The organism is Mycolicibacterium llatzerense (genome assembly GCF_000878195.1).
GTDB classification, from domain to species: domain Bacteria; phylum Actinomycetota; class Actinomycetes; order Mycobacteriales; family Mycobacteriaceae; genus Mycobacterium; species Mycobacterium llatzerense.
Genome location: NZ_JXST01000021.1, coordinates 56,409 through 79,342, shown reverse-complemented (window position 1 = coordinate 79,342; position 22,934 = coordinate 56,409). Strand labels below are relative to the sequence as shown.

21 protein-coding genes are annotated in these 22,934 nt (G+C 67.3%); 13 read left to right on the top strand and 8 right to left on the bottom strand.

The window, feature by feature from the left end:
* Positions 1 to 12 precede the first annotated feature (12 nt).
* Positions 13 to 522 carry a single-stranded DNA-binding protein gene (locus TL10_RS16005; RefSeq protein ID WP_043391569.1) on the bottom strand — a complete coding sequence of 170 codons (510 nt, stop codon included), beginning with the start codon at positions 520 to 522 and terminating at the stop codon, positions 13 to 15.
* Positions 523 to 603: 81 nt separating this feature from the next.
* Positions 604 to 894, bottom strand: a complete 291-nt coding sequence (gene rpsF / locus TL10_RS16000) for a 30S ribosomal protein S6 (protein WP_043391567.1) — start codon at positions 892 to 894, stop codon at positions 604 to 606.
* A 193-nt stretch (positions 895 to 1,087) separates the two neighbouring features.
* On the opposite strand from rpsF, the gene TL10_RS15995 reads away from it, so the two are divergent.
* Both TL10_RS15995 and TL10_RS15990 read left to right on the top strand, forming a co-directional pair.
* Entirely contained in the window at positions 1,088 to 1,732 is a 645-nt protein-coding gene (locus TL10_RS15995) for a hypothetical protein (RefSeq protein ID WP_043986348.1), read from the top strand.
* 179 nt (positions 1,733 to 1,911) lie between these two features.
* Entirely contained in the window at positions 1,912 to 2,508 is a 597-nt protein-coding gene (locus TL10_RS15990; RefSeq protein WP_051954555.1) for a hypothetical protein, read from the top strand.
* Positions 2,509 to 2,694: 186 nt separating this feature from the next.
* Here the strand turns inward: TL10_RS15990 and TL10_RS15985 are convergent, their stop codons facing one another.
* The 4 genes from TL10_RS15985 to TL10_RS15970 all read right to left on the bottom strand — a co-directional run bounded on the left by TL10_RS15985 (position 2,695) and on the right by TL10_RS15970 (position 7,744).
* A complete protein-coding gene (locus tag TL10_RS15985; protein WP_043986347.1) occupies positions 2,695 to 3,159 on the bottom strand; it encodes an SRPBCC family protein in 465 nt (154 codons plus the stop codon).
* Positions 3,160 to 3,199: 40 nt separating this feature from the next.
* The gene (locus TL10_RS15980) at positions 3,200 to 4,855 is read right to left on the bottom strand and encodes a glycosyltransferase family 87 protein (RefSeq protein WP_043986346.1); all 1,656 of its coding nucleotides are present in this window, start codon (positions 4,853 to 4,855) and stop codon (positions 3,200 to 3,202) included.
* Complete coding sequence (locus TL10_RS15975; RefSeq protein WP_110789100.1) at positions 4,852 to 7,221, bottom strand: transglycosylase domain-containing protein; 2,370 nt, start codon at positions 7,219 to 7,221, stop codon at positions 4,852 to 4,854. The genes TL10_RS15980 and TL10_RS15975 overlap by 4 nt, the downstream gene beginning before the upstream one ends.
* Before the next feature lie 91 nt (positions 7,222 to 7,312).
* Entirely contained in the window at positions 7,313 to 7,744 is a 432-nt protein-coding gene (locus TL10_RS15970) for a DUF5318 domain-containing protein (protein WP_043391555.1), read from the bottom strand.
* 144 nt (positions 7,745 to 7,888) lie between these two features.
* Here TL10_RS15970 and TL10_RS15965 point away from each other — a divergent pair, with 144 nt between their 5' ends.
* The 10 genes from TL10_RS15965 (at position 7,889) to TL10_RS15920 (ending at position 17,863) form a co-directional block, all read left to right on the top strand.
* Positions 7,889 to 8,743 carry a DUF1707 SHOCT-like domain-containing protein gene (locus tag TL10_RS15965; RefSeq protein WP_043391552.1) on the top strand — a complete coding sequence of 285 codons (855 nt, stop codon included), beginning with the start codon at positions 7,889 to 7,891 and terminating at the stop codon, positions 8,741 to 8,743.
* A 165-nt stretch (positions 8,744 to 8,908) separates the two neighbouring features.
* Positions 8,909 to 9,454 carry a PadR family transcriptional regulator gene (locus TL10_RS15960; RefSeq protein ID WP_043391550.1) on the top strand — a complete coding sequence of 182 codons (546 nt, stop codon included), beginning with the start codon at positions 8,909 to 8,911 and terminating at the stop codon, positions 9,452 to 9,454.
* Between the two features lie 52 nt (positions 9,455 to 9,506).
* Complete coding sequence (locus tag TL10_RS15955; RefSeq protein ID WP_043391549.1) at positions 9,507 to 10,595, top strand: inositol-3-phosphate synthase; 1,089 nt, start codon at positions 9,507 to 9,509, stop codon at positions 10,593 to 10,595.
* Between the two features lie 190 nt (positions 10,596 to 10,785).
* A complete protein-coding gene (ahpC, locus tag TL10_RS15950; protein ID WP_043391547.1) occupies positions 10,786 to 11,349 on the top strand; it encodes an alkyl hydroperoxide reductase subunit C in 564 nt (187 codons plus the stop codon).
* A 130-nt stretch (positions 11,350 to 11,479) separates the two neighbouring features.
* Complete coding sequence (ahpF, locus tag TL10_RS15945) at positions 11,480 to 13,051, top strand: alkyl hydroperoxide reductase subunit F (protein WP_043986387.1); 1,572 nt, start codon at positions 11,480 to 11,482, stop codon at positions 13,049 to 13,051.
* A 33-nt stretch (positions 13,052 to 13,084) separates the two neighbouring features.
* Entirely contained in the window at positions 13,085 to 13,987 is a 903-nt protein-coding gene (locus TL10_RS15940) for an Rv0045c family esterase (RefSeq protein WP_043986343.1), read from the top strand.
* 9 nt (positions 13,988 to 13,996) lie between these two features.
* Positions 13,997 to 14,779: an LLM class F420-dependent oxidoreductase gene (locus TL10_RS15935; protein ID WP_043986342.1), complete on the top strand. Its 783-nt coding sequence runs from the start codon at positions 13,997 to 13,999 to the stop codon at positions 14,777 to 14,779.
* Between the two features lie 90 nt (positions 14,780 to 14,869).
* Positions 14,870 to 16,624 (top strand): ABC transporter substrate-binding protein/permease, encoded by a 1,755-nt coding sequence (locus TL10_RS15930; protein WP_043986386.1) that lies wholly within the window; start codon positions 14,870 to 14,872, stop codon positions 16,622 to 16,624.
* A complete protein-coding gene (locus TL10_RS15925; RefSeq protein WP_043986341.1) occupies positions 16,621 to 17,358 on the top strand; it encodes an amino acid ABC transporter ATP-binding protein in 738 nt (245 codons plus the stop codon). The genes TL10_RS15930 and TL10_RS15925 overlap by 4 nt, the downstream gene beginning before the upstream one ends.
* 40 nt (positions 17,359 to 17,398) lie before the next feature.
* Complete coding sequence (locus TL10_RS15920) at positions 17,399 to 17,863, top strand: MarR family winged helix-turn-helix transcriptional regulator (RefSeq protein ID WP_043391536.1); 465 nt, start codon at positions 17,399 to 17,401, stop codon at positions 17,861 to 17,863.
* A 62-nt stretch (positions 17,864 to 17,925) separates the two neighbouring features.
* Here the strand turns inward: TL10_RS15920 and ggh are convergent, their stop codons facing one another.
* Positions 17,926 to 19,266 (bottom strand): glucosylglycerate hydrolase, encoded by a 1,341-nt coding sequence (gene ggh / locus TL10_RS15915; protein WP_043986340.1) that lies wholly within the window; start codon positions 19,264 to 19,266, stop codon positions 17,926 to 17,928.
* 54 nt (positions 19,267 to 19,320) lie between these two features.
* On the opposite strand from ggh, the gene TL10_RS15910 reads away from it, so the two are divergent.
* On the top strand, positions 19,321 to 19,986 hold the full coding sequence (locus TL10_RS15910; RefSeq protein WP_043986339.1) for an SDR family oxidoreductase: 666 nt from the start codon (positions 19,321 to 19,323) through the stop codon (positions 19,984 to 19,986).
* A 61-nt stretch (positions 19,987 to 20,047) separates the two neighbouring features.
* On the opposite strand, the gene leuS is transcribed toward TL10_RS15910, so the two are convergent.
* Positions 20,048 to 22,882 (bottom strand): leucine--tRNA ligase, encoded by a 2,835-nt coding sequence (gene leuS / locus TL10_RS15905; protein ID WP_043986385.1) that lies wholly within the window; start codon positions 22,880 to 22,882, stop codon positions 20,048 to 20,050.
* Positions 22,883 to 22,934: the final 52 nt, after the last annotated feature.

Below are 22,934 nucleotides of genomic sequence, written 5' to 3'. Positions count from 1 at the left end.
CAATTACGTGGATCAGAAGGGCGGCTCGTCGTCGGCGCCGCCGAACGAACCCGATGCCGGGGCACTGCCCCACGGGTCGTCGGCCGGAGCGCCGCCGCCACCGGCGGGCTGGCGGGAACCGCCGCCGCCACCGAAGCCGCCACCACCGCCGCCACTGCGGTTGGCCTTGTTCACCTTCGCCGTCGCGTACCGCAGAGACGGGCCGATCTCGTCGACCTCGACCTCCATCACAGTGCGCTTCTCACCCTCACGGGTCTCGAACGAGCGCTGCTTCAGCCGGCCGGTCACGATGACACGCGACCCCCGGGTCAGGCTCTCGGCGACGTTCTCGGCCGCCTCCCGCCAGATGTTGCAGCGCAGGAACAGCGCCTCCCCGTCCTTCCACTCATTGCTCTGCCGGTCGAACATCCGCGGCGTCGAGGCCACGGTGAAGTTCGCAACGGCAGCACCGGACGGCGTGAAGCGCAGTTCCGGGTCAGCGGTCAGGTTTCCGATAACGGTGATGGTGGTGTCACCAGCCACGAGATCCTCCTGGGACGGATTGGGTGAATTAGGCGCGAGCCTACGCAAGGCTCGCGACAAATCCGCAGAGCTTCGGTGCTTCTAGTGCTTGTCGGTCCGCAGGACCTTGGTACGCAACACCGACTCGTTCAGGTTCAGCTGACGGTCGAGCTCGTTGACCGTGGCCGGTTCGGCCTTCACGTCGACAACCGCGTAGATGCCTTCACCGTGCTTGGCGATCTCGTAAGCCAGCCGGCGGCGGCCCCAGATGTCCACCTTTTCGACGCTGCCGCCGTCTTTGCGGACGACGTTCAAGAACGTCTCCAGCGACGGAGCTACGGTGCGCTCGTCAAGTGTGGGGTCGAGAATGACCATGATTTCGTATGGACGCATGTGGAACCCATCACCTCCTATGGTCGTGTCGGCCACGGCGTGTTCCGTGGCAGGAGGGTCGCCTGCGTCGGCAACCGGGCCAGGTTACCCGAAGAGCCCCTGAGCTGCGAAATCGGCACTCAGAAGTGCCGCCCTGACGGAGCCGTAAAGATCGATAGGCTGGGTGCACGATTGTTGTCGGCGAGGGGGACGCATGACCTATCCGCAGGGTCCTTACGGCCAGGGGTTCCCCGGGCAGCCCGGCTACCCGCAGCAGCCAGGGTATCCGCCCGGTTACCCCGCGCAACCCGCCTACCAGCAGGGATACCCGCAGCCGGGCGCATATCCCGGCGGCTATCCGGGCAGTTTTCCGCCCGCACCCCTGCCGCCCGCGTCGACTGGCGGGGTCGGTGGAGTCATCGCGGGCGTGCTGTCGATCATGGGCGGACTGCTGCATGGCTGCCTCGGTGCCATGGCCTTGGTAGAGTCCCTCACGAAAGAACCGGGCCCCTTCACCACCCGCTCTTCGTCGCACGTCGGCCACTTGTTCCTTGCGATGTCGGTCATCGGCGGCCTGCTGATCCTGGTCGGGGGCTTCATGCTGCTGTCGCGCAAGCCGGCCAGTCGGTGGCTCATCGGCATCGGATGCGTGCCCATCTTCGCGTTCGGGTTGGGAGCCTTCCTGGCGGCGAATGCGGACGGGGCCGGCCCCGTGGGGGTGATAGCCCTCCCGATCGCGATCTTTTCGGTGGCGACCGTCGTGCTGACCTTCCTACCCTCGACCACCCGATGGATGCACGCCAAGCGGAATCTCACTGCACCGCAGTACTTTCCGCAGTATCCGCCGTACCAGGGCTGAGTCGGATCCAGCCGTCCGCGCGGGGCGTTGACTGTGCGTCTACGCAGACACTCACTCGAACTTTTGCGGCGTCAGTTCACAATCAACGCAGGAGTCTTCCGTCACCCCGGCAGACGCGTCACGGCCGATAGGCTGCCGTACCAGGGCTAAATGGATCAACCTGGCGTCAGAGGGGAAAAATGACGTATCCGCAATACCCGCAGCCAGGCGCCTACCCCGCCCCGCCGGCGGCACCGACCCAGCCGAGCGGCGGCACCGCGATCACCGCCGGAGTGCTGGCGGCATTGGGCGGATTGCTCGGCCTCGGCCTCACCGCCGTGTCACTGTTCTTCCTGATCGCCATCGCATCGATCGGCAGCAACTTCGACCATTCTGATCTCGAACTCCTCGACAGCATCTTCGGCGTCCTTGCCATCGGAATGGTCGCCGTGGTGATCATCGGCTTCGTGCTCGGCACGCTGCTGAGCGTGTTGCTCATCGCCGGCGCAGTGCTGCTCTTTCGGCGCAAGATGCTCGGCCGGTGGCTCGTGGTCAGTGGATGTGCGGTGGCCATCGTGAGCAACCTGATGACCTCCGTCTTCACCACCGCCGTGACGTCGGATGGCTGGTACTCGCCCGAAAGTGTCGTCAGCGCCTTTGTCGGCCTGGCATTCCCGATCGTCACGATGGTCCTGGTGCTGCTGCCGTCAACCACCGCGTGGATCAGAGCGGGGCAGAGTCAGGCTGCGCCACAACAACTTCCGCAGTACGCGTATTACCCGCCGCATCAGGGCTGAGTCGGGGCCAGCCCTCCCCGGCATGTGCGATCCCGGGCCGTCAGCTTTCTTTCCTTGACGTCAGGGAAAGTTGACGGCTCCAGATCGAAGTTGCCAAGGGAGAGAGCGCGACCGGCGCCGCGAAGTGCGGCCAGCGCGCCGCAAAAGCGACATCCGCGCCGACTGCACACTCGCGGCAAGAAAAACCTAGGCCTCGGCGGTCTTCTTGATCGCGGCCAGCGTCACCGGGATGCCTTCCTTCGCGTACTTCGTGCGGAGTGCGATCTGATGCTCGGCGTCGTCGGGCCAGCGCCCGTGGAAGCCCTCGATCCCGGCCGGCAGGAACTCCCAGGACTGCGTCAGCCGGGTGCCGTCGTCGACGGGATCGACGGTGAAGCCCCAGCGCACCCAGCCGCCGTTGACCTCCCACACGAACTCGCGGCCGGGCTCGGCGACGACCACCTGGCTGCGGGTCTCCCAGGTCCGGTCGCCCTCCTCGTTGCGGCCCTTGAACCAGGCGCCGGCCACCGGGCCGCCGTCCTCGTCCTCCCACCAGCACTCTTTGCACTGCGGGCTCCACTGGCCCATGTTGGTCACGTCGGAGACCAGCGCATAGAGGGTCTCGGGATCGGTGTCGACGACGATGGAATCGGAGAAGGTCAAGTCAGTCACGCCTCGACCCTGCCACCGAGCGCGACAGAACGCAGCCCCTTTATGCCGTGGGCGCAAGCTCCGGTTCAGGCTCGGACGCGGGGTCGGGTTCTGCGACGGCCGCAGGGCGCGGACGCAGCCGGGCGGGCAACCAGCGCGGCGGATTGTCGTCGGCTTCGTCGAACACGCCGCCGGACGGATCGTCCACCCGGCCGCCCCAGCGGACCAGGTCCACCTCCGGCCGGTAGATGGCACGAATCACCAACGCGCACAAGCCGATCACCGCGATGTCCCGCAGCAGCACGGTCGTGGTGAAGAACTGTTCGGGCAGCCCGAGCTTCGGGTCGTCGTACAGATACAGCATCCGCGGAATCCAGATCAGTGCGTCAATGGTCATCCACGCCAACAGGATTCGACGATGCGGCAGCGCGAGCGCGGCCAGCGGCACCAGCCACAGCGAGTACTGCGGGCTCCACACCTTGTTGGTCAGCAGGAACGCCGCGACGACCAGGAACGCCAGCTGCGCCAGCCGCGGCCGCTGCGGCGCCGTCCACGCCACGTAAGCGATTGCCGCACAACATAGGACGAAGAGCACCGCGGTGACGGTGTTGAGCACCGTCGGCGGTTCCCAGAACCCGAGGTTGGTGTCGAAGCCGCTCCAGCCGGTGAAGGACTTCACCACGTTGTACAGCGAGTCCATGTCATCCCCGCGCCGGGTGTTGAGCCGGAAGAACTCCGACCAACCGCGCGGGTACATCAGCATGATCGGCAGGTTCACCGCAATCCACGTCACGAGCGCGGCGATCGCGGTCTTGACCACGGGCCGCCACTTGCCGGTCCGCACCGCCAGCATCGCCAGCGGGATCAGCAACAGCAGCGGGTAGAGCTTGAGGGCCACGCCGACCCCGATGAGCACCCCGGCCACCACTGGTTTCCGCCGCGACCAGGCCAGCATGGCGCCGGCCGCGCACCCCGTCGCGAGCGCGTCGAAGTTCGTGAACGCCTGGAAGATCAGGATCGGCGACCCGGCCACGATCGCGGCGTCCCAGACCCGTCGGCCGGACATTCGCATGGTCGCCCAGACGGTGGCCATCCACGCCAGGGCCAGCCCGAACGCCGAGATGTTGAAGAACATGATCACCTCGGCGACCACCGGTATCCGGACCAGTTTCGACAGCGCCGTGTAGGTCTTGGCCACCGACATGGACGCGTACTGGTACATGCCCGTCAGCACCGGGTATTCCATGTAGCGGATGGCCCGCGTGCCGTCGTACTGGACGCGCGGCTTGTGCGCGCTGTCGGTCTCGATCCAGCTGGACTTGTACGGGAACTTGCCCAGGTTCAGCAGCTCCGCGGTGTACAGCGGCACGGTGTCCGAATAGCAGAACTCGTAGTAGGCCCGCTGGTTCTGCCAGTTTGCGACCCGCTGATCGGCGGTGCCGGAGCCGGTCGTCACCAGGCATGGCGCCTTGGTGGTGTAGCCCAGCCCCAGGAAGACGAGCGCGATCAGCAGCATCACCCGGAACGGGGTCAGGAACGGCGCCCGGCCGATCATGGCGTGCCGGCCCACCGGCCCGCCCACGACACCGGACAGCGCGGCACCCAGGACGTCGGTGCGGCTGGGCAGGTCGCGGTCGTCGGCGCTGCGCAGGTCCCGGGCCAGCCGGGCCGGCGAGACCGTCGGGGCGCCGGGCTTGTCTGGTTCCTCGACCGTCACGGCGGCGGCGGGGGGCCAGGCTGGTTCGGGTCACCGCCGCCAGGAGGCGGCGCGTCCTGGTGCGGACCGACCTGCATGGTCGTCGGCGGACCGAACGGGATGGTGATACCCGGGGCGATGACGAGCGTCGGCTGGACCACCGTCTCCGTGGGCGCACCCGGCGGCGGCCCTTGCGGGTCATCAGGCGCCGGTGGCTTGATCACCGGGGCCTGCGGGACGCCGGCGTACCCGCCAATGGCAGTGGGCTTGGGGAACGACTCGTTGTCGGTGCCCTTCAGCGCGCCGTCCATCGTGGATTTCCAGATGTCCGACGGCAGCCCCGAGCCGTACACCGGTCCGCCGCCCTTGTTCACCAGGGGCTGCGTCCCGGCCGTTGTGCCGACCCACACCGCGGTGGACAGCGACGGCGTGTAGCCGACCATCCACGCATCGCGGTTGGCGCCGGTGTCACCGAGCTGCACGGTGCCCGTCTTGGACGCCGAGGCCCGGCCGCCGGCCAGGTTGTGGCCGCGGGAGTACCCGGCAATCGGCTGCATCGCCGAGGTCACGTTGTCGGCGACCGCCTTCGGAATCCGCTGCTCACCCGAGCCGTCCTGCGACGACGCGTCGAACAGCACCTGCCCGTCGCCGTTGACGACCTTCTGCACGAAGTGCGGCTTGTGGTACTGACCGGACGCGGCGAGCGTCGCGTACGCGGAGGCCATGTCCAGCGCGCGGCTCTGGTACTGGCCCAGCACCACACCGTTGTTGGGCGGGCCGCCCTTGCCGTCCTCGGACAGCGTGTGTTCGACGCCGGGGAAGCTGTCGGCGACGCCGGCCTTGTGCGCGGCGTCGGCGACATCCTGCGCGCCGTGCTTGAGCTTGAGCATCAACCGGTAGTAACTGGTGTTCAGCGACCGCTTCAATGCCTCGGCGATGCTGCAGGTGCCGCAGCCCTCGCCCTCGACGTTGGTGATGTTGATGCCGTTGACCGTCACCGGTGAGCTGTCCACCTGGTAACCCAGGCCGATGCCCTGCTCCAGGGCCGCCACCAACGCGAAGACCTTGAACGACGAACCCGTCGGCAGACCCGCCTGCGCGAAGTCGAAGCCGTTGGCGTCGGAGCCGCCGTAGTACGCCTTGATGCCGCCGGTGTGCGGATCGACCGACACCACGGCCGCCCGCATGTCGTCCGCCTGGCCGTCCAGGTACTTCGACACCGCATCCTGTGCGGCCTGCTGCGCCTTCGGGTCGATGGTCGTGGTGACCTGCAGCCCTTCGGTGTTCAGCGCCTGCTCGTTGATGTTGAAGATGCTCTGCAGCTCCTTCATCACCTGCCGCTGGATCAAGCCGTTGGGACCCTCGGTCTGGTTCGCCTGGCGCGCCTGCTCCGGCGGCACGGTGGCCGGGAACTTCTGCTGTGCGCGGTCCTCCTTGGACAGCGCGCCCATGGTCACCATGCCGTCGAGTACCCAGTTCCAGCGCTCGGCGGCGCCCTCGGGGTCGACGGCCGGGTCCAGGGTCGACGGCCGCTGGATCAGAGCGGCGAGCAGCGCGCCCTCGGCCACGTCGAGTTGCTCGACCGGTTTGCCGAAGTAGGCCTTCGACGCCGCGCCGATGCCGTAGGTGCCGCGGCCGAAATAGATGATGTTCAGATACGCCTGCAGCACTTCGTCTTTCGACCACTGCCGCGACATCTTGGTGGCGATCACCAGCTCCTTGGCCTTGCGGACCAAGCCGCCCATGCCGGAGCGGGCATCACCGACCAACGCGTTCTTCACGTACTGCTGCGTGATGGTCGACCCGCCCTGCAGGTCGCCGCCGAAGATGTTGTTCTTGAACGCGCGCGCGAAGCCGGAGAACGAGAAGCCCGGGTTGGTGTAGAAATCCCGGTCCTCGGCGGCCATCACCGCGTTGCGCACATGCACGGGAATCTGGTCGATATTGACGTCGACCCGGTTGCCTTCCGGCGGAACGAACTTCGCCAGCTCGGTGCCGTCGCTGGCCAGGATGGTCGACACCTGGTTGGTGCGGATGTCACCCGGCTTGGGGATGTCGACGATGAGGTACGCCATGCCGAACGTGACGATCGGCAGCACCAGCAACACGACGATGCCGGCGTAACAGAGCCGCCGGAACAGCTTCCAGTTCCACTTGAACTTCGGCAGCTGGGGTCCGCCGGACTTTCCACCGCCGGTCCGCGGAGGCGGTGCTGGCGGCGATTTCGGCGGCGGGTTCATGCCGCCGCCCGCGCTCATCGGGGGCTGACTCGGCCGTTTGGTGCCGTCCAGCGCCGCCTTCACGGCGTCGATCGGATCCCGCAGCCGCGGGTCGTCGGCCTTCCCGACCGACGGCAGGATCATGGTGCGCCGGTCATCCGGCGGCACGGGGCCAGGGCGACCTTGCTGCGCGCCGGCGGCCGGTCGTCTGGTCGCGTCGTCGCCTGACCGGCTGTGACGCCCAGCCCCACTCACTCCGTCACTCACTGGCGGTGCGCGCTTTCGAGCGCGCCGCGCGCGTGCCACGAGGCTTCGCCGACTTCGGGGGACTCGGCGTCCCTAATACATATGACTTGACCAAATGATTCCAACTGCAAGTGCGGCATACCTCCACCACGTGAACCGCGAATTCGTCGAACTTGGCGGCCAGCAGGACGAGCTCCTCGGTGGAACGGGCCGAACCCGACACCGCCCCGAGGTGATCGCCGAACACCCACGACACCAATGTCAGTGGTTCCTTCCGGCAGATGGGGCACATCACCGAACTGGACCGGCCATGAAATTTTGCAGCGCGCAGCAGGTAGGGGTTGGCGTCACACACCTCTGTGACGCCGGTACGGCCCGAGTAGACCTCGGCCAGCAGCGACCTGCGCCGGAGCGCATAGTCGACCACCTGCCGCTGCAATCGCACGTTGACCAGAGTACGTCGGGCAGCTGGACGCCGATGCGTGATGGCACGCATGTGGCCGGGTTGTAGCCAGCTTGAGAGGTGCAGTGGTAGATGGCTTGTGGCCGGGCTCACGCGGCCGTGCCACCTGACCTTTACTCTTTCCCGGTGGCCACCGCAGCGACCCGGGCGAAAGACAGCGACCGCAACGACACCTGCCAGATTCTGGACACGGCGCTGGCCGACGGCCAGCTGTCGGCCGAGGAGCACCGGCAGCGCGTCGCAACGGCCACCAAAGCCGTGACCCTCGGGGAGCTGCGCTCGCTGGTGACCGATCTGCAGACCGGGAACTCGTCGGTCAAGCTGCCCACGTTGAAGACGGGCGCGGGCCGCGCGGTGCCGTCCACCGGCTGGGGCGTGCTCGCCGCCGGCGCCGCGGTGATGCTCGTGGTCGGTCTCGCGATCGGCTGGGGTATCTACGCCGCGCCGGGCCAGTCGCCGCTGAGCGCAGCCGAAGACCCCGGCGCCAAGCCCGACGGGATCGCGCCGATCGTGCTGACCCCGCCGCGCCAGCTGCAGTCGCTCGGCGGGCTGACCGGGTTGCTGGCCCAGATGAAGAAAAAATTCGGCGACACCACCGGCTATGAGCTGAACATCTACGGGGACTACGCGATCCTCGAGCGCCCCGACCCGGGCGAACCGCGCCGAGTGCTGCGGTACGACTACCGCGGAGGCTGGGACGACCCCGACACCACCTCGGTGAGCAGCGACGAGCGCGTCGTCGACCTGGGCAAATTCAACGTCGAGAAGATCGCCGGAATCCTGCACGGCGCCCCCGAGACCCTGGGCATCAAGCGCAACGAGATCAACACCGTCTACATGTCGATCAAGGCCGGCAAGGACATCACGGCGCCGCAGGACACCGTCGAGATCTCGATCTACGTGTCCGGCAAGTTCAACAACAGCGGCTACATCAATCTCGACCCGGACGGCAACCAGAAGCAGATCAACTACCCCGGCTGATTCGCCCCATGTTCGGGCCGCGTTGACGCCCGCATCGAATGCCGTTCATCTCCATGTGAGCTCTCGATTGGCTCCGTATATATCGGCGCGATACTATTGTGCGAGGTGTTGAGGCGTCGTAGCGCCTGATAGGTGACGCCGTCAGTCAAATCGGGAGGTGACACTGTGCTGGAGCTGGCCATCCTGGGGCTTCTGCTGGAGTCCCCCATGCACGGCTACGAGCTGCGCAAGCGCCTGACCGGGCTATTGGGAGCCTTCCGGGCTTTCTCCTACGGCTCCCTCTACCCGGCGCTGCGTCGCATGCAGGCCGACGGCCTGATCGTCGAAGACGCCGCACCGCTCGGTTCGACGAAGGTGCGCCGGGCGCGCCGCGTCTACCAACTCACCGACACCGGCAAGCAACGGTTCACCGAACTCGTCGCAGACACCGGCCCCCAGAACTACACCGACGACGGATTCGGTGTGCACTTGGCGTTCTTCAATCGGACGCCCGCCGAAGCCAGGATGCGAATCCTGGAAGGGCGGCGCCGTCAGGTCGAGGAGCGTCGCGAAGGTCTGCGCGAGGCGATCGCAAGGGCCAGTAGTTCACTCGACCGCTACACCAGCCAGCTGCATCAGCTCGGTCTCGAGTCCAGTGAGCGCGAAGTGAAATGGCTCAACGAACTGATTGCAGCCGAGCGCGTGGCGCAGGGTCACGCCGACCAAACCTGAGCGCTCACGCCCCGGCGAACGCACTGAAAGAGTAGGAAAAGGAGACCGTCACATGTCTGAGTCGAACGAGGTTCGGGTCGCAATCGTCGGCGTAGGCAACTGCGCGGCATCGCTCGTCCAGGGCGTGCAGTACTACCAGAACGCTGACGAGAACACGATCGTGCCGGGACTGATGCACGTGAAGTTCGGCCAGTATCACGTGCGCGACGTGAAGTTCGTGGCCGCGTTCGATGTGGATGCCAAGAAGGTCGGCTTCGACCTGTCCGAGGCCATCTTCGCTTCCGAGAACAACACCATCAAGATCGCGGACGTGCCGCCCACCAATGTGACGGTGCAGCGCGGCCCGACCCTGGACGGCATCGGCAAGTACTACGCCGAGACCATCGAGGTGTCCGACGCCGAGGCCGTCGACGTGGTCAAGGCGCTCAAGGACGCCGAGGTCGACGTTCTGGTCTCCTACCTGCCCGTCGGCTCGGAAGAGGCCGACAAGTTCTACGCGCAGTGCGCCATCGACGCCAAGGTCGCGTTCGTCAACGCGCTGCCGGTGTTCATCGCCTCCGACCCGGTGTGGGCCAAGAAGTTCACCGACGCCGGTGTGGCGATCGTCGGCGACGACATCAAGAGCCAGGTCGGCGCCACCATCACCCACCGCGTGATGGCCAAGCTGTTCGAGGACCGCGGCGTCGCCCTGGACCGCACGTACCAGCTGAACGTCGGCGGCAACATGGACTTCAAGAACATGCTCGAGCGCGAGCGCCTGGAGTCCAAGAAGGTCTCCAAGACCCAGGCCGTCACCTCGAACCTGACCGGCTCGCTGGCCGACAAGGTCTACGACAAGAACGTCCACATCGGCCCGTCGGACTACGTCGCGTGGCTCGACGACCGCAAGTGGGCGTACGTCCGCCTCGAGGGCCGCGCCTTCGGTGACGTGCCGCTGAACCTGGAGTACAAGCTCGAGGTCTGGGACTCCCCCAACTCGGCCGGCATCATCATCGACGCCGTGCGCGCCGCCAAGATCGCCAAGGACCGCGGCATCGGTGGCCCCATCCTGCCGGCCTCGGCCTACCTGATGAAGAGCCCGCCGGAGCAGGTCGCCGACGACCTCGCCCGCACTCAGCTGGAAGCCTTCATCGCAGGGTAATTATCGACGTCAGAGTGGGCGGCCAGGTGAAACCTGGCCGCCCACTTTGCATTTGGGGCGCCGCGATGATCAGGTCCGGCGCTGTGAGACTGGCCACAACCACCCTCCTCAAACTGGAACTAGTCCAAAAAATGGGACTAAGCTACGGAGTCGTAACCAACATCCGATAGTGACCCGAAGTGAGGTTCCCGTGGCCCTGATCAACAAGCAGATCAAGCCGTTCTCCGCCACCGCGTACAAGAACGGCACCTTCATCCCCGTGTCCGACGCCGACATCGCGGGCAAGTGGGCGATCTTCTTCTTCTACCCGGCCGACTTCACGTTCGTCTGCCCGACCGAGCTCGGCGACCTCGCCGACCACTACGAGGAGCTGCAGCGCCTCGGCGTCGAGGTGTTCTCGGTGTCCACCGACACCCACTTCACCCACAAGGCGTGGCACGACTCGTCCGACACCATCGGCAAGATCCAGTACGCCATGATCGGCGACCCGACCCTGCAGATCAGCACCAACTTCGAGGTGCTCCGCGAAGACCAGGGCCTGGCCGACCGCGGCACCTTCCTGGTCGACCCCGACGGCGTCGTCCAGTTCACCGAGGTCACCGCCGAGGGCATCGGCCGCAACGCCGCCGAGCTGGTCCGCAAGGTCAAGGCCGCTCAGTACGTCCGCAACCACCCGGGCGAGGTCTGCCCGGCCAAGTGGGAAGAGGGCGAAGAGACCCTGGCCCCGTCGCTGGAACTCGTCGGCAAGATCTAGCTCTGCACTGTTGGTTGACGGTGCGGGTCTGGTTCATCCGGCCCGCACCGCCCATCAAAACTGTTTTTCACCAATATCTTTCGGGCCATAAATGGCCCAGCCAGTCCTCTCATCGATGGAGTTGATCCGCATGCTCGACACCTCACTCGCCGGCCAGTTGAAGTCCCTGTTGGAGCGCCTGACCGCGCCCATCGAGCTGGTGTCCTCCCTCGATGACAGCCCCAAGTCCACCGAACTCGCCGCACTGCTCACCGAGATCGCGGCGATGTCGGACAAGATCACCTACTCGCGTGCCGACGACGACGCCCGTCGGCCGTCGTTCGCGATCCGTCGCGCCGGCACCGACGTCGAGGTCCGGTTCGCAGGCATCCCCCTCGGCCACGAGTTCTCGTCGCTGGCCCTGGCCCTGCTGCAGGTCGGCGGATACCCGTCGAAGGAAGCCCCCGAACTGCTCGAGCAGGTGCGGGGCCTCGACGCCGACCTGCACTTCGAGACCTACTTCTCGCTGTCCTGCCAGAACTGCCCCGACGTGGTGCAGGCGCTGAACCTGATGGCGATCCTCAACCCGCGCATCACCCATGTCGCCATCGACGGCGCGCTGTTCAAAGACGAGGTCGAGCAGCGCAAGGTGCTGGCGGTGCCCACCGTCTTCCTCAACGGTGAGGTGTTCGACTCGGGCCGGATGACCCTCGAGCAGATCATCGGCAAGGTCGACGTCGGCGCCGCGCAGCGCACTGCCGAAGCGATCGCCGAGAAGGACCCCTTCGACGTGCTGGTGATCGGTGGCGGACCCGCAGGAGCGGCGGCCGCAATCTACGCTGCCCGCAAGGGAATTCGCACCGGCGTGGTCGCCGAGCGATTCGGTGGTCAGGTGCTCGACACCATGGCGATCGAGAACTACATCTCCGTCCCGCACACCGAAGGACCGAAGTACGCCGCGGCGCTGGAAGCCCATGTCGGCGAGTACGACGTCGACGTGATGAACACCCAGCGCGGCGCGAAGCTGCTGCCCGCGATCGACGAGGGCGGGCTCATCGAGATCTCGCTGGAAAGCGGCGCCTCGCTGACCGCTCGCACCGTCATCCTGTCCACCGGCGCCCGCTGGCGCTCGATGGACGTGCCGGGCGAGGCCGAGTACCGCAACAAGGGCGTCACCTACTGCCCGCACTGCGACGGACCGCTGTTCAAGGGCAAGCGCGTCGCCGTCGTCGGCGGCGGCAACTCCGGCGTGGAGGCCGCGATCGACCTCGCCGGCGTCGTCTCCCACGTGACGCTCATCGAGTTCGATTCCGTGTTGCGCGCCGACGAGGTGCTGCAGCGCAAGCTGCGCAGCCTGCCCAACGTCGACATCCTGCTGAGCACGCTGACCACCGAGGTGCTCGGCGACGGCGATCAGGTCACCGGCCTGACCTACCAGGACCGCTCCACCGGCGAGGCGCACACCCTCGAGCTGCAGGGCGTCTTCGTCCAGATCGGCCTGCTGCCCAACACCGAGTGGCTCGAAGGCAGCGTCGAACTGTCCAAGCGCGGCGAGATCGTCATCGACGAACGCGGCCAGACGTCGGTCCCCGGCGTGTTCGCCGCCGGCGACTGCACGACGGTGCCGTTCAAGCAGATCGTCATCGCGGCGGGAGCTGGTGCGACAGCGGCGCTGTCGGCGTTCGATCACCTGATCCGAACCTCCGCCCCGGTCGGCAGCTGAGCGCTCCCCGGCGCCGGGGGTAATGTCCGAAACGTGGCCCTCGAGATTTCCGACGACGACCTGCTGGCGCTCGACGAGTTCGCGCTGCTGCCCGAGAACGCCGAGCAGATCGGCGCGACCGGTCCGCTGCCCGCGGTGTCCCGGATCGAGGACGGGCCGATCAGCCTGCTGAAGTGGGGCACCTCGGAACCCGAGGTGGTGTTCCTGCACGGCGGCGGACAGAACGCGCACACCTGGGACACGGTCATTCTCGGCCTCGGCGTGCCGGCGCTGGCGATCGACCTGCCCGGGCACGGGCGGTCGGCCTGGCGCGAGGACGGCGACTACGGGCCCAAGCTCAACGCGGAAACCCTGCGGCCGGTGCTGCGCGCGCACGCCCCGTCGGCCCGGCTGGTGGTCGGGATGTCATTGGGTGGGCTGACCGCGCTGCGCATCGCGGCGACCGACACGGCCCTGGTGCCCTCGCTGGTCCTGATCGACGTCACCCCGTCGGCGCCGGAGCGGCACGAGCAGATGACCCAGGCCCAGCTGGGCGCGGTCGCGCTGGTGAAGGGCGACCGCAGCTTCCCCAGTTTCGCCGCGATGCTGGACGTCACGATGGCCGCATCCCCGCACCGCAGCCGGGACTCGTTGCGCCGCGGCGTCTTTCACAACGCCAAGCAACTCGACGACGGCACCTGGACCTGGCGCTACGATTCGCTCCGCGTCGGTGACGGTTTCGCCGGACTGTGGGACGACGTCCCGTCCATCACCATGCCGACCACCCTGGTGCGGGGCGCCAAGTCGTACTTCGTCAACGACGACGATGCCGCCGCCTTCGCCGCAGGCGCGCCGGGTTTCCAGCGGACCCACATGGTCGCCGATTCCGGGCACTCGGTGCAGGGCGATCAGCCCGCGGCGCTCGTGGACATTCTGCGGGGCGTCCTCGGCCGCTAGCGTGGGGACATGACCTTTCCCATCCGCATCGGGGTTCAACTGCAGCCCCAGCACTCCCCCAACTACGGCCTGATGCGCGACGCGGTCCGTCGCAGCGAGGACCTCGGCGTCGACGTCGCCTTCAACTGGGACCACTTCTTCCCGCTGTACGGCGATCCCGACGGCGCGCACTACGAATGCTGGACGATGCTGGGCGCCTGGGCCGAGCAAACGTCGCGGATCGAGATCGGCGCCCTGGTCAGCTGTAACTCGTACCGCAACCCGGAACTGCTGGCGGACATGGCGCGGACGGTCGACAACATTTCCGACGGGCGGCTGATCCTGGGCATCGGATCGGGCTGGAAAGAGAAGGACTACGACGAGTACGGCTACGAATTCGGCACGGCCGGAAGCAGACTCGACGACCTGGCAGCGGCGATGCCGCGGATCATCTCGCGGTTGGGCAAGCTCAATCCGGCCCCGGTGCGCGAGATTCCGATCCTGATCGGCGGCCAGGGCGAACGCAAGACGCTCAAGCTCGTCGCGCAGTACGCCCAGATGTGGCACAGCTTCACCTCGGCGTCGACGTATCCGGAGAAGGCCGCCGTGCTGGACCGGCACTGTGCCGACGTCGGCCGCGACCCCAGCACCATCGTCCGCTCGGCCGGCGTGGACGACAGCGGCGACGGGTTGATCGCCAACGCCGAAGCCCTGACCGCGCTGGGTGTTTCGTTGCTGACGGTGGGCGTCAACGGGCCGGACTACGACCTGGGCCACGCCGAAACCCTGTGCCGGTGGCGCGACAGCCAGTAACCGACGTGGCCCGGCCGGATCAATTCCGGGCGAGCTGAAGCCGCTGAATTCGGCCGGGCACCCGCTAGGTTGACCTGCGTGACCTCTTTCCTGCGTGCGACGGTAGCGATACTGGTGGCACTCCTGGTCTGCTCGCTGTCCGTGGGCGCCCCGGCCCGCGCCACCACCGACCAGTGCGCTCCGCCGGGCGTGCAGAGCGCCAGCGCGCTGCCCACCAACCTGGCCACCGCCGCCCAGGGCGACGGCACCGACAAGTACACGACGCCTGGTACCCAACCGCTTTCGACAGTGCGGCCGGAGACCTTGGGGCTGAGCGCCCCCGGGGTGCTGACCGTCGGCACACTGTCCGATGCGCCGCCGAGCATCTGTATCAACTCGGGCGGCCAGTTCACCGGCTTCGACAACGAGCTGCTGCGGGCCATCGCCGAGAAGATCGGGCTGCGCGTCAACTTCGTCGGCACCGATTTCGCCGGGCTGCTCGCCCAGGTCGCCTCCCGCCGATTCGACGTCGGGTCGTCATCGATCACCACCACCGACGCCCGGCGCCGCACCGTCGGATTCACCAATGGCTATGACTTCGGCTACTTTTCGCTCGTCGTGCCGAGCGGATCGGCCATCAACGGGTTCGGTGCACTGAAGGCGGGCCAGCGCATCGGCGTCGTACAGGGCACCGTGCAGGAGGCCTACGTCGTCGACACCCTGCACCTGGAACCGGTGAAATTCCCGGACTACGCAACGGTTTACGCCAACATCAAGACCCGGCAGATCGACGCCTGGGTGGCGCCGTCGCAGCAGGCCTCCGGCACCGTGCAGCCGGGTGACCCGGCGCGGATCGTCGAAAACACCTTCAGCTTGGACAATTTCGTGGCCTACGCGGTCGCGAAGGAGAACAAGCCGCTGATCGACGCGCTCAACGCGGGCCTCGACGCGGTGATCGCCGACGGCACCTGGGCTCGGCTCTATTCGGACTGGGTACCGCGAGCCCTGCCGCCGGGCTGGAAGCCCGGATCGAAGGCCGCTCCGCTGCCGCAACTGCCCGACTTCAACGCCATCGCCGCGTCGCACGCGTCCGCGGCGCCGACGTCCGGTCCCGCGCCGAAATCCACTCTGTCCCAACTGAAAGACGCATTCCTGGACTGGCGGCTGTATCGGCAGGCCATCCCGGATCTGTTCAAGACGGGCCTGCCGAACACCCTCATCCTGACCGTCAGCGCCAGCATCATCGGCTTGATCATCGGCATGACGCTGGCCATCGCGGGCATCTCCCGGTCGCGCTGGCTGCGGTGGCCGGCGCGGGTGTACACCGACATCTTCCGCGGTCTGCCCGAAGTGGTGATCATCCTGGTGATCGGGCTGGGCATCGGTCCGGTGGTGGGCTCGCTGACCGGAAACAACCCGTACCCCTTGGGAATTGCCGCGCTGGGGCTGATGGCGGGCGCCTATATCGGGGAAATTCTGCGTTCGGGTATTCAGAGTGTCGACGCCGGCCAGCTCGAGGCTTCGCGCGCGCTCGGCTTCGGCTACCCGGCATCGATGCGCCTGGTGGTGGTGCCGCAGGGCGTCCGCCGCGTGCTGCCGGCGCTGATGAACCAGTTCATCTCGCTGCTGAAGGCGTCGTCGCTGGTGTACTTCCTCGGGTTGATCGCCAGTCAGCGCGAGCTGTTCCAGGTGGGCCGCGACCTCAACGCGCAGACCGGAAACCTTTCTCCCCTGGTTGCTTCCGGCTTGTTCTACCTGGCCCTGACCGTGCCCCTGACCCACCTGGTCAACTACATCGACCGGCGACTCAGTAAAGGTCGGCCCGCCGAACCCGAGCTCACCGCCGCGACCGAGGAGATCGCATGACCGCCCCGCAGCCGGTTTCCCTGGCCGCCAACGACATTCACCTGTCCTTCGGTGCCAGCACCGTCTTGCGGGGCGTCGACCTGGACGTGCCGGCCGGCACCACGACGGCCGTCATCGGCCCGTCGGGCTCGGGCAAATCGACGCTGCTGCGCACCCTGAACCGGTTGTACGAACCGGACCGCGGCGACATCCTGCTCGACGGTCGTTCGGTCCTGAAGGACAACCCCGATCAGCTGCGCCAGCGGATCGGGATGGTGTTCCAGCATTTCAACCTGTTCCCGCATCGGACGGTGCTGGAGAACGTCACGCTGGGGCCCCGCAAACTCAAGCGCCTGGACGCCGATGCCGCCCGCGAACTCGGCCTGAAACTGCTGGAGCGCGTCGGGCTGAAGCACAAGGCCGAGGTCCGCCCCGCGACCCTCTCCGGCGGACAACAGCAACGTGTCGCGATCGCCCGCGCCCTGGCCATGAATCCCCAGGTGATGTTCTTCGACGAGGCCACTTCGGCGCTGGATCCCGAACTGGTCAAGGGCATCCTGACGCTCATCAGCGAACTCGGGGCCGACGGCATGACCATGGTGGTCGTCACCCACGAGATGGGTTTCGCCCGGTCAGCGGCAGATTCGGTGGTGTTCATGGACGGCGGCCGCGTGATCGAGACCGGAACCCCCGAGCGGATCTTCGAATCCGCTGAAACTCAACGTTTACGTCAATTTCTGGCGCAGGTTGTCTAATACCGGCCAGTACCCGGCATACACGTTAGACTATCGAACTATGTCGTCGACGGAGCCGCAGGTCGCGGACCTTGCAGGAGACCTGCAGCAGGTCCTCTCCAAGCTGTTCAACGTGATGCGCCGACGCGTCGAGATCCCGAAGGACGCCGAGGCCGGCGCCGACCTGACCCTCGCGCAGTTGTCCATCCTGCTCACGCTGCTGGATCGCGGACCCATCCGGATGACCGAGCTGGCCGCGCATGAGCGGGTCCGCACCCCCACCACGACGGTGGCGATCCGGCGGTTGGAGAAGCTGGGTCTGGTCAAGCGGTCCCGTGACCCTTCTGACCTGCGCGCTGTCCTGGTGAACGTGACGCCGCGCGGACTCGTGCAGCACCGTGAGGCCCTCGAGGCCCGTCGCAAGGTCCTGATCGCAATGATGGCCAAGCTGACACCCGAGGACATCGACAACATCTCCAAGGCCCTTGCGCCACTGGAGAAGCTGGCCACCAGCAACGACGACTAGCCGCGCGAGGATCAAGCGGCGAGGAACGAGCCACGATGAGAAGCGCGGCAATACGGCCTAGCTCAACCCAGCCAGTCCAGTACGGCCGCGGCGGTCCACGACTGCTGCATGCTGCCGAGCGGTTCCCCGGTGAAGGGCTCGTAGTATTCGGCGAACGTGCCGTCACTGGCCTGCCGCAGGCCTTCCCGGCGCAGGATCGATGCCCGCTCCGACCACCCGCGGCGCGCGAAACACCACGAGAACAGCCACGTCATCACCGGCCACACCGGGCCGCGCCAGTACTCCCGCGGGCGGAAGTCGCGGGACACCGGTGACGTCGACGGGATCAGTGGGTACTTGAGGTCGGGGTGCGCGCAGAACCGCGGACCCTCCAGCAGCCGCAGCAGCGCGCGTTCGCGGTCATGCGGCAGACCGCCACAGAGCAACGGGGCGAACTGCGCCACGGTCTCACTCGGGATCCACTTGTCGGCCCGCAGATCGAAATCGCGGGCCGCGCCCGTGCGTTCGTCGGTGGTCGCCACCACACCCTGACGGAACCGCTCGGCCCACGAATACAGTTCGCGCACATCCGCATTCGGCCGCTTGTAGTCCTCGCCGATCTCCGCCAGAACCGTGCACGCCACCGACAGGATGGCCGAGACGAACACATCCTCGACCTGAAAGCTCATCACCTTCGGCAGCAGCGCGTCGTCGTACCGGACGGACTTCATCTCCTCCAGCAACCACAGGTACCGGTCGTACTCGACGTCGGACGGGCGCTGGCTGGTGTCGGTGATGATCGCGTTGTCCTCGCGCTGGTATTCGGGCACCGCGCCCGGAATCACGTTGGCGTAGGAGCTATCCCACCGTGGCGAGTTGTCCATGCCGGATTCCCAGCCGTGATACAGCGTCACCCGGCCGCGCTCCTGCGGATCACGCGCCTCGGCCAGCCAGCGGTGCCAGCGCACCAGGTCGTCCCACCTGCGGTCCAGGAACGACTCGGCCACCACCCGGGTGGACCGCCCGCGGGTGCGCGCGTGGTCCAGAATCCGTTGCACCGCAATGGCATGCACCGGAGGCTGCGTGATGCCGGACGTGTCCCGGTTGCGCGGCGCGTTGATGGCCAGCGTGGAGGTCTCCCATCGAGCCGGCCCGGGAAAGTAGCCGTCGACGCCGTTGGCGAACACGATGTGCGGGATCATGCCGTTGGCCCACTGCGCCGACAACAACGTGTCCAGTTCGACGACAGCGCGCTCGACGGTCAGCGACGCCAGCCCGATCGACACGAACGCGGCGTCCCAGCTCCACATGTGCGGGTACAGCAGCGGCGCCGCCGTCGTCATGACGCCCAGGTCATTACCGCGCAGCAGGTAGGCGGCGCGGGCGGAGAGCTGGGTGGGCGCGAAGCTGTGGTCGGGTGGCATCGCTGTCCATTGTGCGTCGCGGCTCCGGGATTCGCTGATCGGTAGGCTCACGCCATGCCGACCGCAATGATCACCGGCGCTTCCCGGGGCCTCGGACTGGCCATCGCCGAAGCCTTGGCCCCGACCCACACGCTGTTCCTGGCGGGCCGGCCGTCGGCCGAACTCGACGCCGTCGCCGAGCGGCTGGGCGCGACCACCTGGCCCATGGACCTCACCGACTACGAGGGCGTCGAGGCGACGGTCGAGCCGATCGTCGAGCTCGACGTGCTGGTGCACAACGCCGGCGTGGCGTACCCCGGCCGGGTCGGCGAATCGTCGGTCGAGGAGTGGCGGGCCACCATGGAAGTGAATGTGATTGGCGCCGTGGGACTTACGCTGCCCCTGCTACCGGCGTTGCGCGCGGCCCGGGGTCAGGTGATCTTCGTCAACTCCGGCGCGGGCCGCAGCCCGTCCCCCGGCCTGGCGTCGTACGCGGCCAGCAAGTTCGCGCTGCGGGCCTTCGCCGACGCCCTGCGCACCGACGAACCGTCACTGCGGGTGACGACGGTGTACCCGGGCCGGATCGACACCGACATGCAATGGAACCTGGTGGCCTACGAAGGCGGCGAGTACAAGCCCGAGCGGTTCCTGAAGCCCTCGACCGTCGCCCAGGTGATCGCCCAGGTGGTGGCCACCCCCGACGACGCCCACCAGCACGAGGTGATCATCCGCCCGCGCTGATCCGTGGGGTTTGTGCACGATTTTCCGCGCCGACCGCGGAAAATCGTGCACAAATCACGGGTCAGGCGACGATGTTGACCAGTCGGCCGGGCACCACGATGACCTTCTTGGGGGTCGCACCGGCCAGGAAGGCCTGCACCTTCTCGTCGGCGAGGGCGGCGGCTTCCAGCGTGGCCTTGTCGGCATCGGCGGCGACGACGATCTTGCCGCGCACCTTGCCGTTGACCTGCACCGGGTACTCGACGGTGTCGTCGACCAGGTAGCGCTCGTCGGCGACGGGGAACGGGCCGTGCGCCAGTGACGCGGCACCGCCCAGCCGGCGCCACAGTTCCTCGGCCAGGTGCGGGGCCAGCGGCGCGACCATCAGCACCAGCGGCTCGACCGCGGCGCGGGCGGTGACGCCCCCCTTGGTGAGGTGGTTCGTGTACTCGATGAGCTTGGCCGCTGCGGTGTTGTTGCGCAGCGCCGCGTAGTCCTCGTTCACCCCGGCGATGGTCTTGTGCAGCTGGCGCAGGGTGTCGTCGGACAGGGCGTCGTCGGAAACCCTTGGCTCACCGGTGGTTTCGTCGACGACGACGCGCCACACGCGCTGCAGGAACCGGTGCGCGCCGACGACGTCCTTGGTGGCCCACGGCCGCGACGCCTCCAGCGGACCCATCGACATCTCGTAGACGCGCAGGGTGTCGGCGCCGTATTCCTCGCAGATCTCGTCGGGCGAGACGGAGTTCTTCAGGCTCTTGCCGATCTTGCCGAACTCCTGGTTGACCTCGATCTCACCGTCCGGGCCGGTCCAGAAGAACTTGCCTTCGCGTTCAACGACTTCCGCGGCCGGCACATAGGCGCCGCGGGCATCGGTGTAGGCGAACGCCTGGATGTAGCCCTGGTTGACCAGGCGCCGGTACGGCTCGCGCGACGACACGTGGCCGAGGTCGAACAGCACCTTGTGCCAGAACCGCGAGTACAGCAGGTGCAGCACCGCGTGCTCGACACCGCCGACATATAGGTCGACACCACCCGGGTCAGCGGCACCGTGGATCTCGGGGCGCGGGCCCATCCAGTAGGCCTCGTTCTCCTTGGCGCAGAACGTTTCCGAGTTGTGCGGGTCGGCGTAGCGCAGCTCGTACCAGGAGCTGCCGGCCCACTGCGGCATGACGTTGGTGTCGCGCGTGTACGGCTGCAGGCCGTCACCCAGATCCAGGTCGACGTGCACCCATTCGGTGGCCTTGTTCAGCGGCGGCGACGGCTCGCTGTCGGCGTTGTCCGGGTCGAACAGCACCGGCGAGTAGTCCGGCACGTCCGGCAGTTCGACAGGCAGCGCCGAGTCCGGCAGCGGGTGGGCCCGGCCGTCTGCGTCGTAGACGATCGGGAAGGGTTCGCCCCAGTACCGCTGGCGGGCGAAAAGCCAGTCGCGGAGCTTGAATTCGACACGGGCCTGTCCCCGGCCGGCCGCCACCAGCTTCTCGGTGACGGCGGCCTTGGCGTCGGCGACCTGAAGGCCGTCGAGGTAGTCAGAGTTGACCAGTGCGCCGTCGCCCGTGTGCGCCGACTCCGAAAGATCGCCGCCGGCAATGACTTCCACGATGGGCAGGCCGAACGCCGTGGCGAACTCCCAGTCCCGCTGGTCGTGGCCGGGCACCGCCATGATGGCGCCGGTGCCGTAGCCGGCCAGCACGTAGTCGGCGATAAAGATCGGAACCTGGTGTCCGTTGACCGGATTGGTGGCGTAGGCGCCGGTGAAGACGCCGGTCTTGGTCTTGTTCTCCTGGCGCTCCAGGTCGGACTTGGCCGCGATGGCCGCGCGGTATGCCGCGACCGCCTCGGCCGGAGTGGCCGCGCCGGATGTCCAGCGCGCGTCGACATCGGCGGGCCAGGCATCGGCCACCAGCGAGTCGACCAGGTCGTGTTCGGGGGCCAGCACCAGGTAGGTCGCGCCGAACAGGGTGTCCGGGCGGGTGGTGAAGACCTCGATGTCGGCGTCACCGGCCGAGAAGAGCACCGCGGCACCGATGGAGCGGCCGATCCAGTTGCGCTGCATGGCCTTGACCTTGTCGGGCCAGTCCAGCACGTCCAGGTCCTCGAGCAGCCGGTCCGAGTACGCGGTGATGCGCATCATCCACTGCCGCAGGCGCTTCCGGAACACCGGGAAATTGCCGCGCTCGCTGCGGCCGTCGGAGGTCACCTCTTCGTTGGCCAGCACGGTGCCCAGGCCCGGGCACCAGTTGACCATCGAGTCGGAGCGGTAGACCAGGCGATACGAGTCGACGACCTCGGCGCGCTCAGCGGCGGACAGGGCCGACCAGTCCCGGCCGTCGTCGAGAGTCCTTGCACCGGAATCGAATTCGGCGATCAGCTCGGAGACCGGGCGGGCCTTCTGCGCCGACGCGTCGAACCAGGCGTTGTAGATCTGCAGGAAGATCCACTGCGTCCACTTGTAGAAGTCGGTGTCGGTGGTGGCGAAGCTGCGCCGGGCGTCGTGCCCCAGGCCGAGGCGCCCCAGCTGCCTGCGGAAGTTGACGATGTTGGCCTCGGTCCGCGTGCGCGGGTGCGTCCCCGTCTGCACCGCATACTGCTCGGCCGGCAGGCCGAAGGCGTCGAAACCCAAGGCGTGCAGGACGTTGCGGCCCGTCATCCGGAAGTAGCGGGCGTATACGTCGGTGGCGATGTAGCCCAGGGGATGCCCGACGTGCAGGCCGTCACCCGAGGGGTACGGGAACATGTCCTGCACGAACATCTTGTCCGCCGGCACCGGCGAACCATCGGTGGGCGCGAGCGAGCCGACGGGGTTGGGCACGTTGAAGGTGCCGCGGTCCGTCCACACCTGCTGCCAGTCGGCCTCGATCGTGCCGGCCAGTTCGGCGGTGTAACGGTGCTGCGGGCTGTCGGCGTCTACGGCCACAGCCGCCTCGGGACGCGCGTTGGCCTGCGCATTCGGGGATTCGCTCACGTGC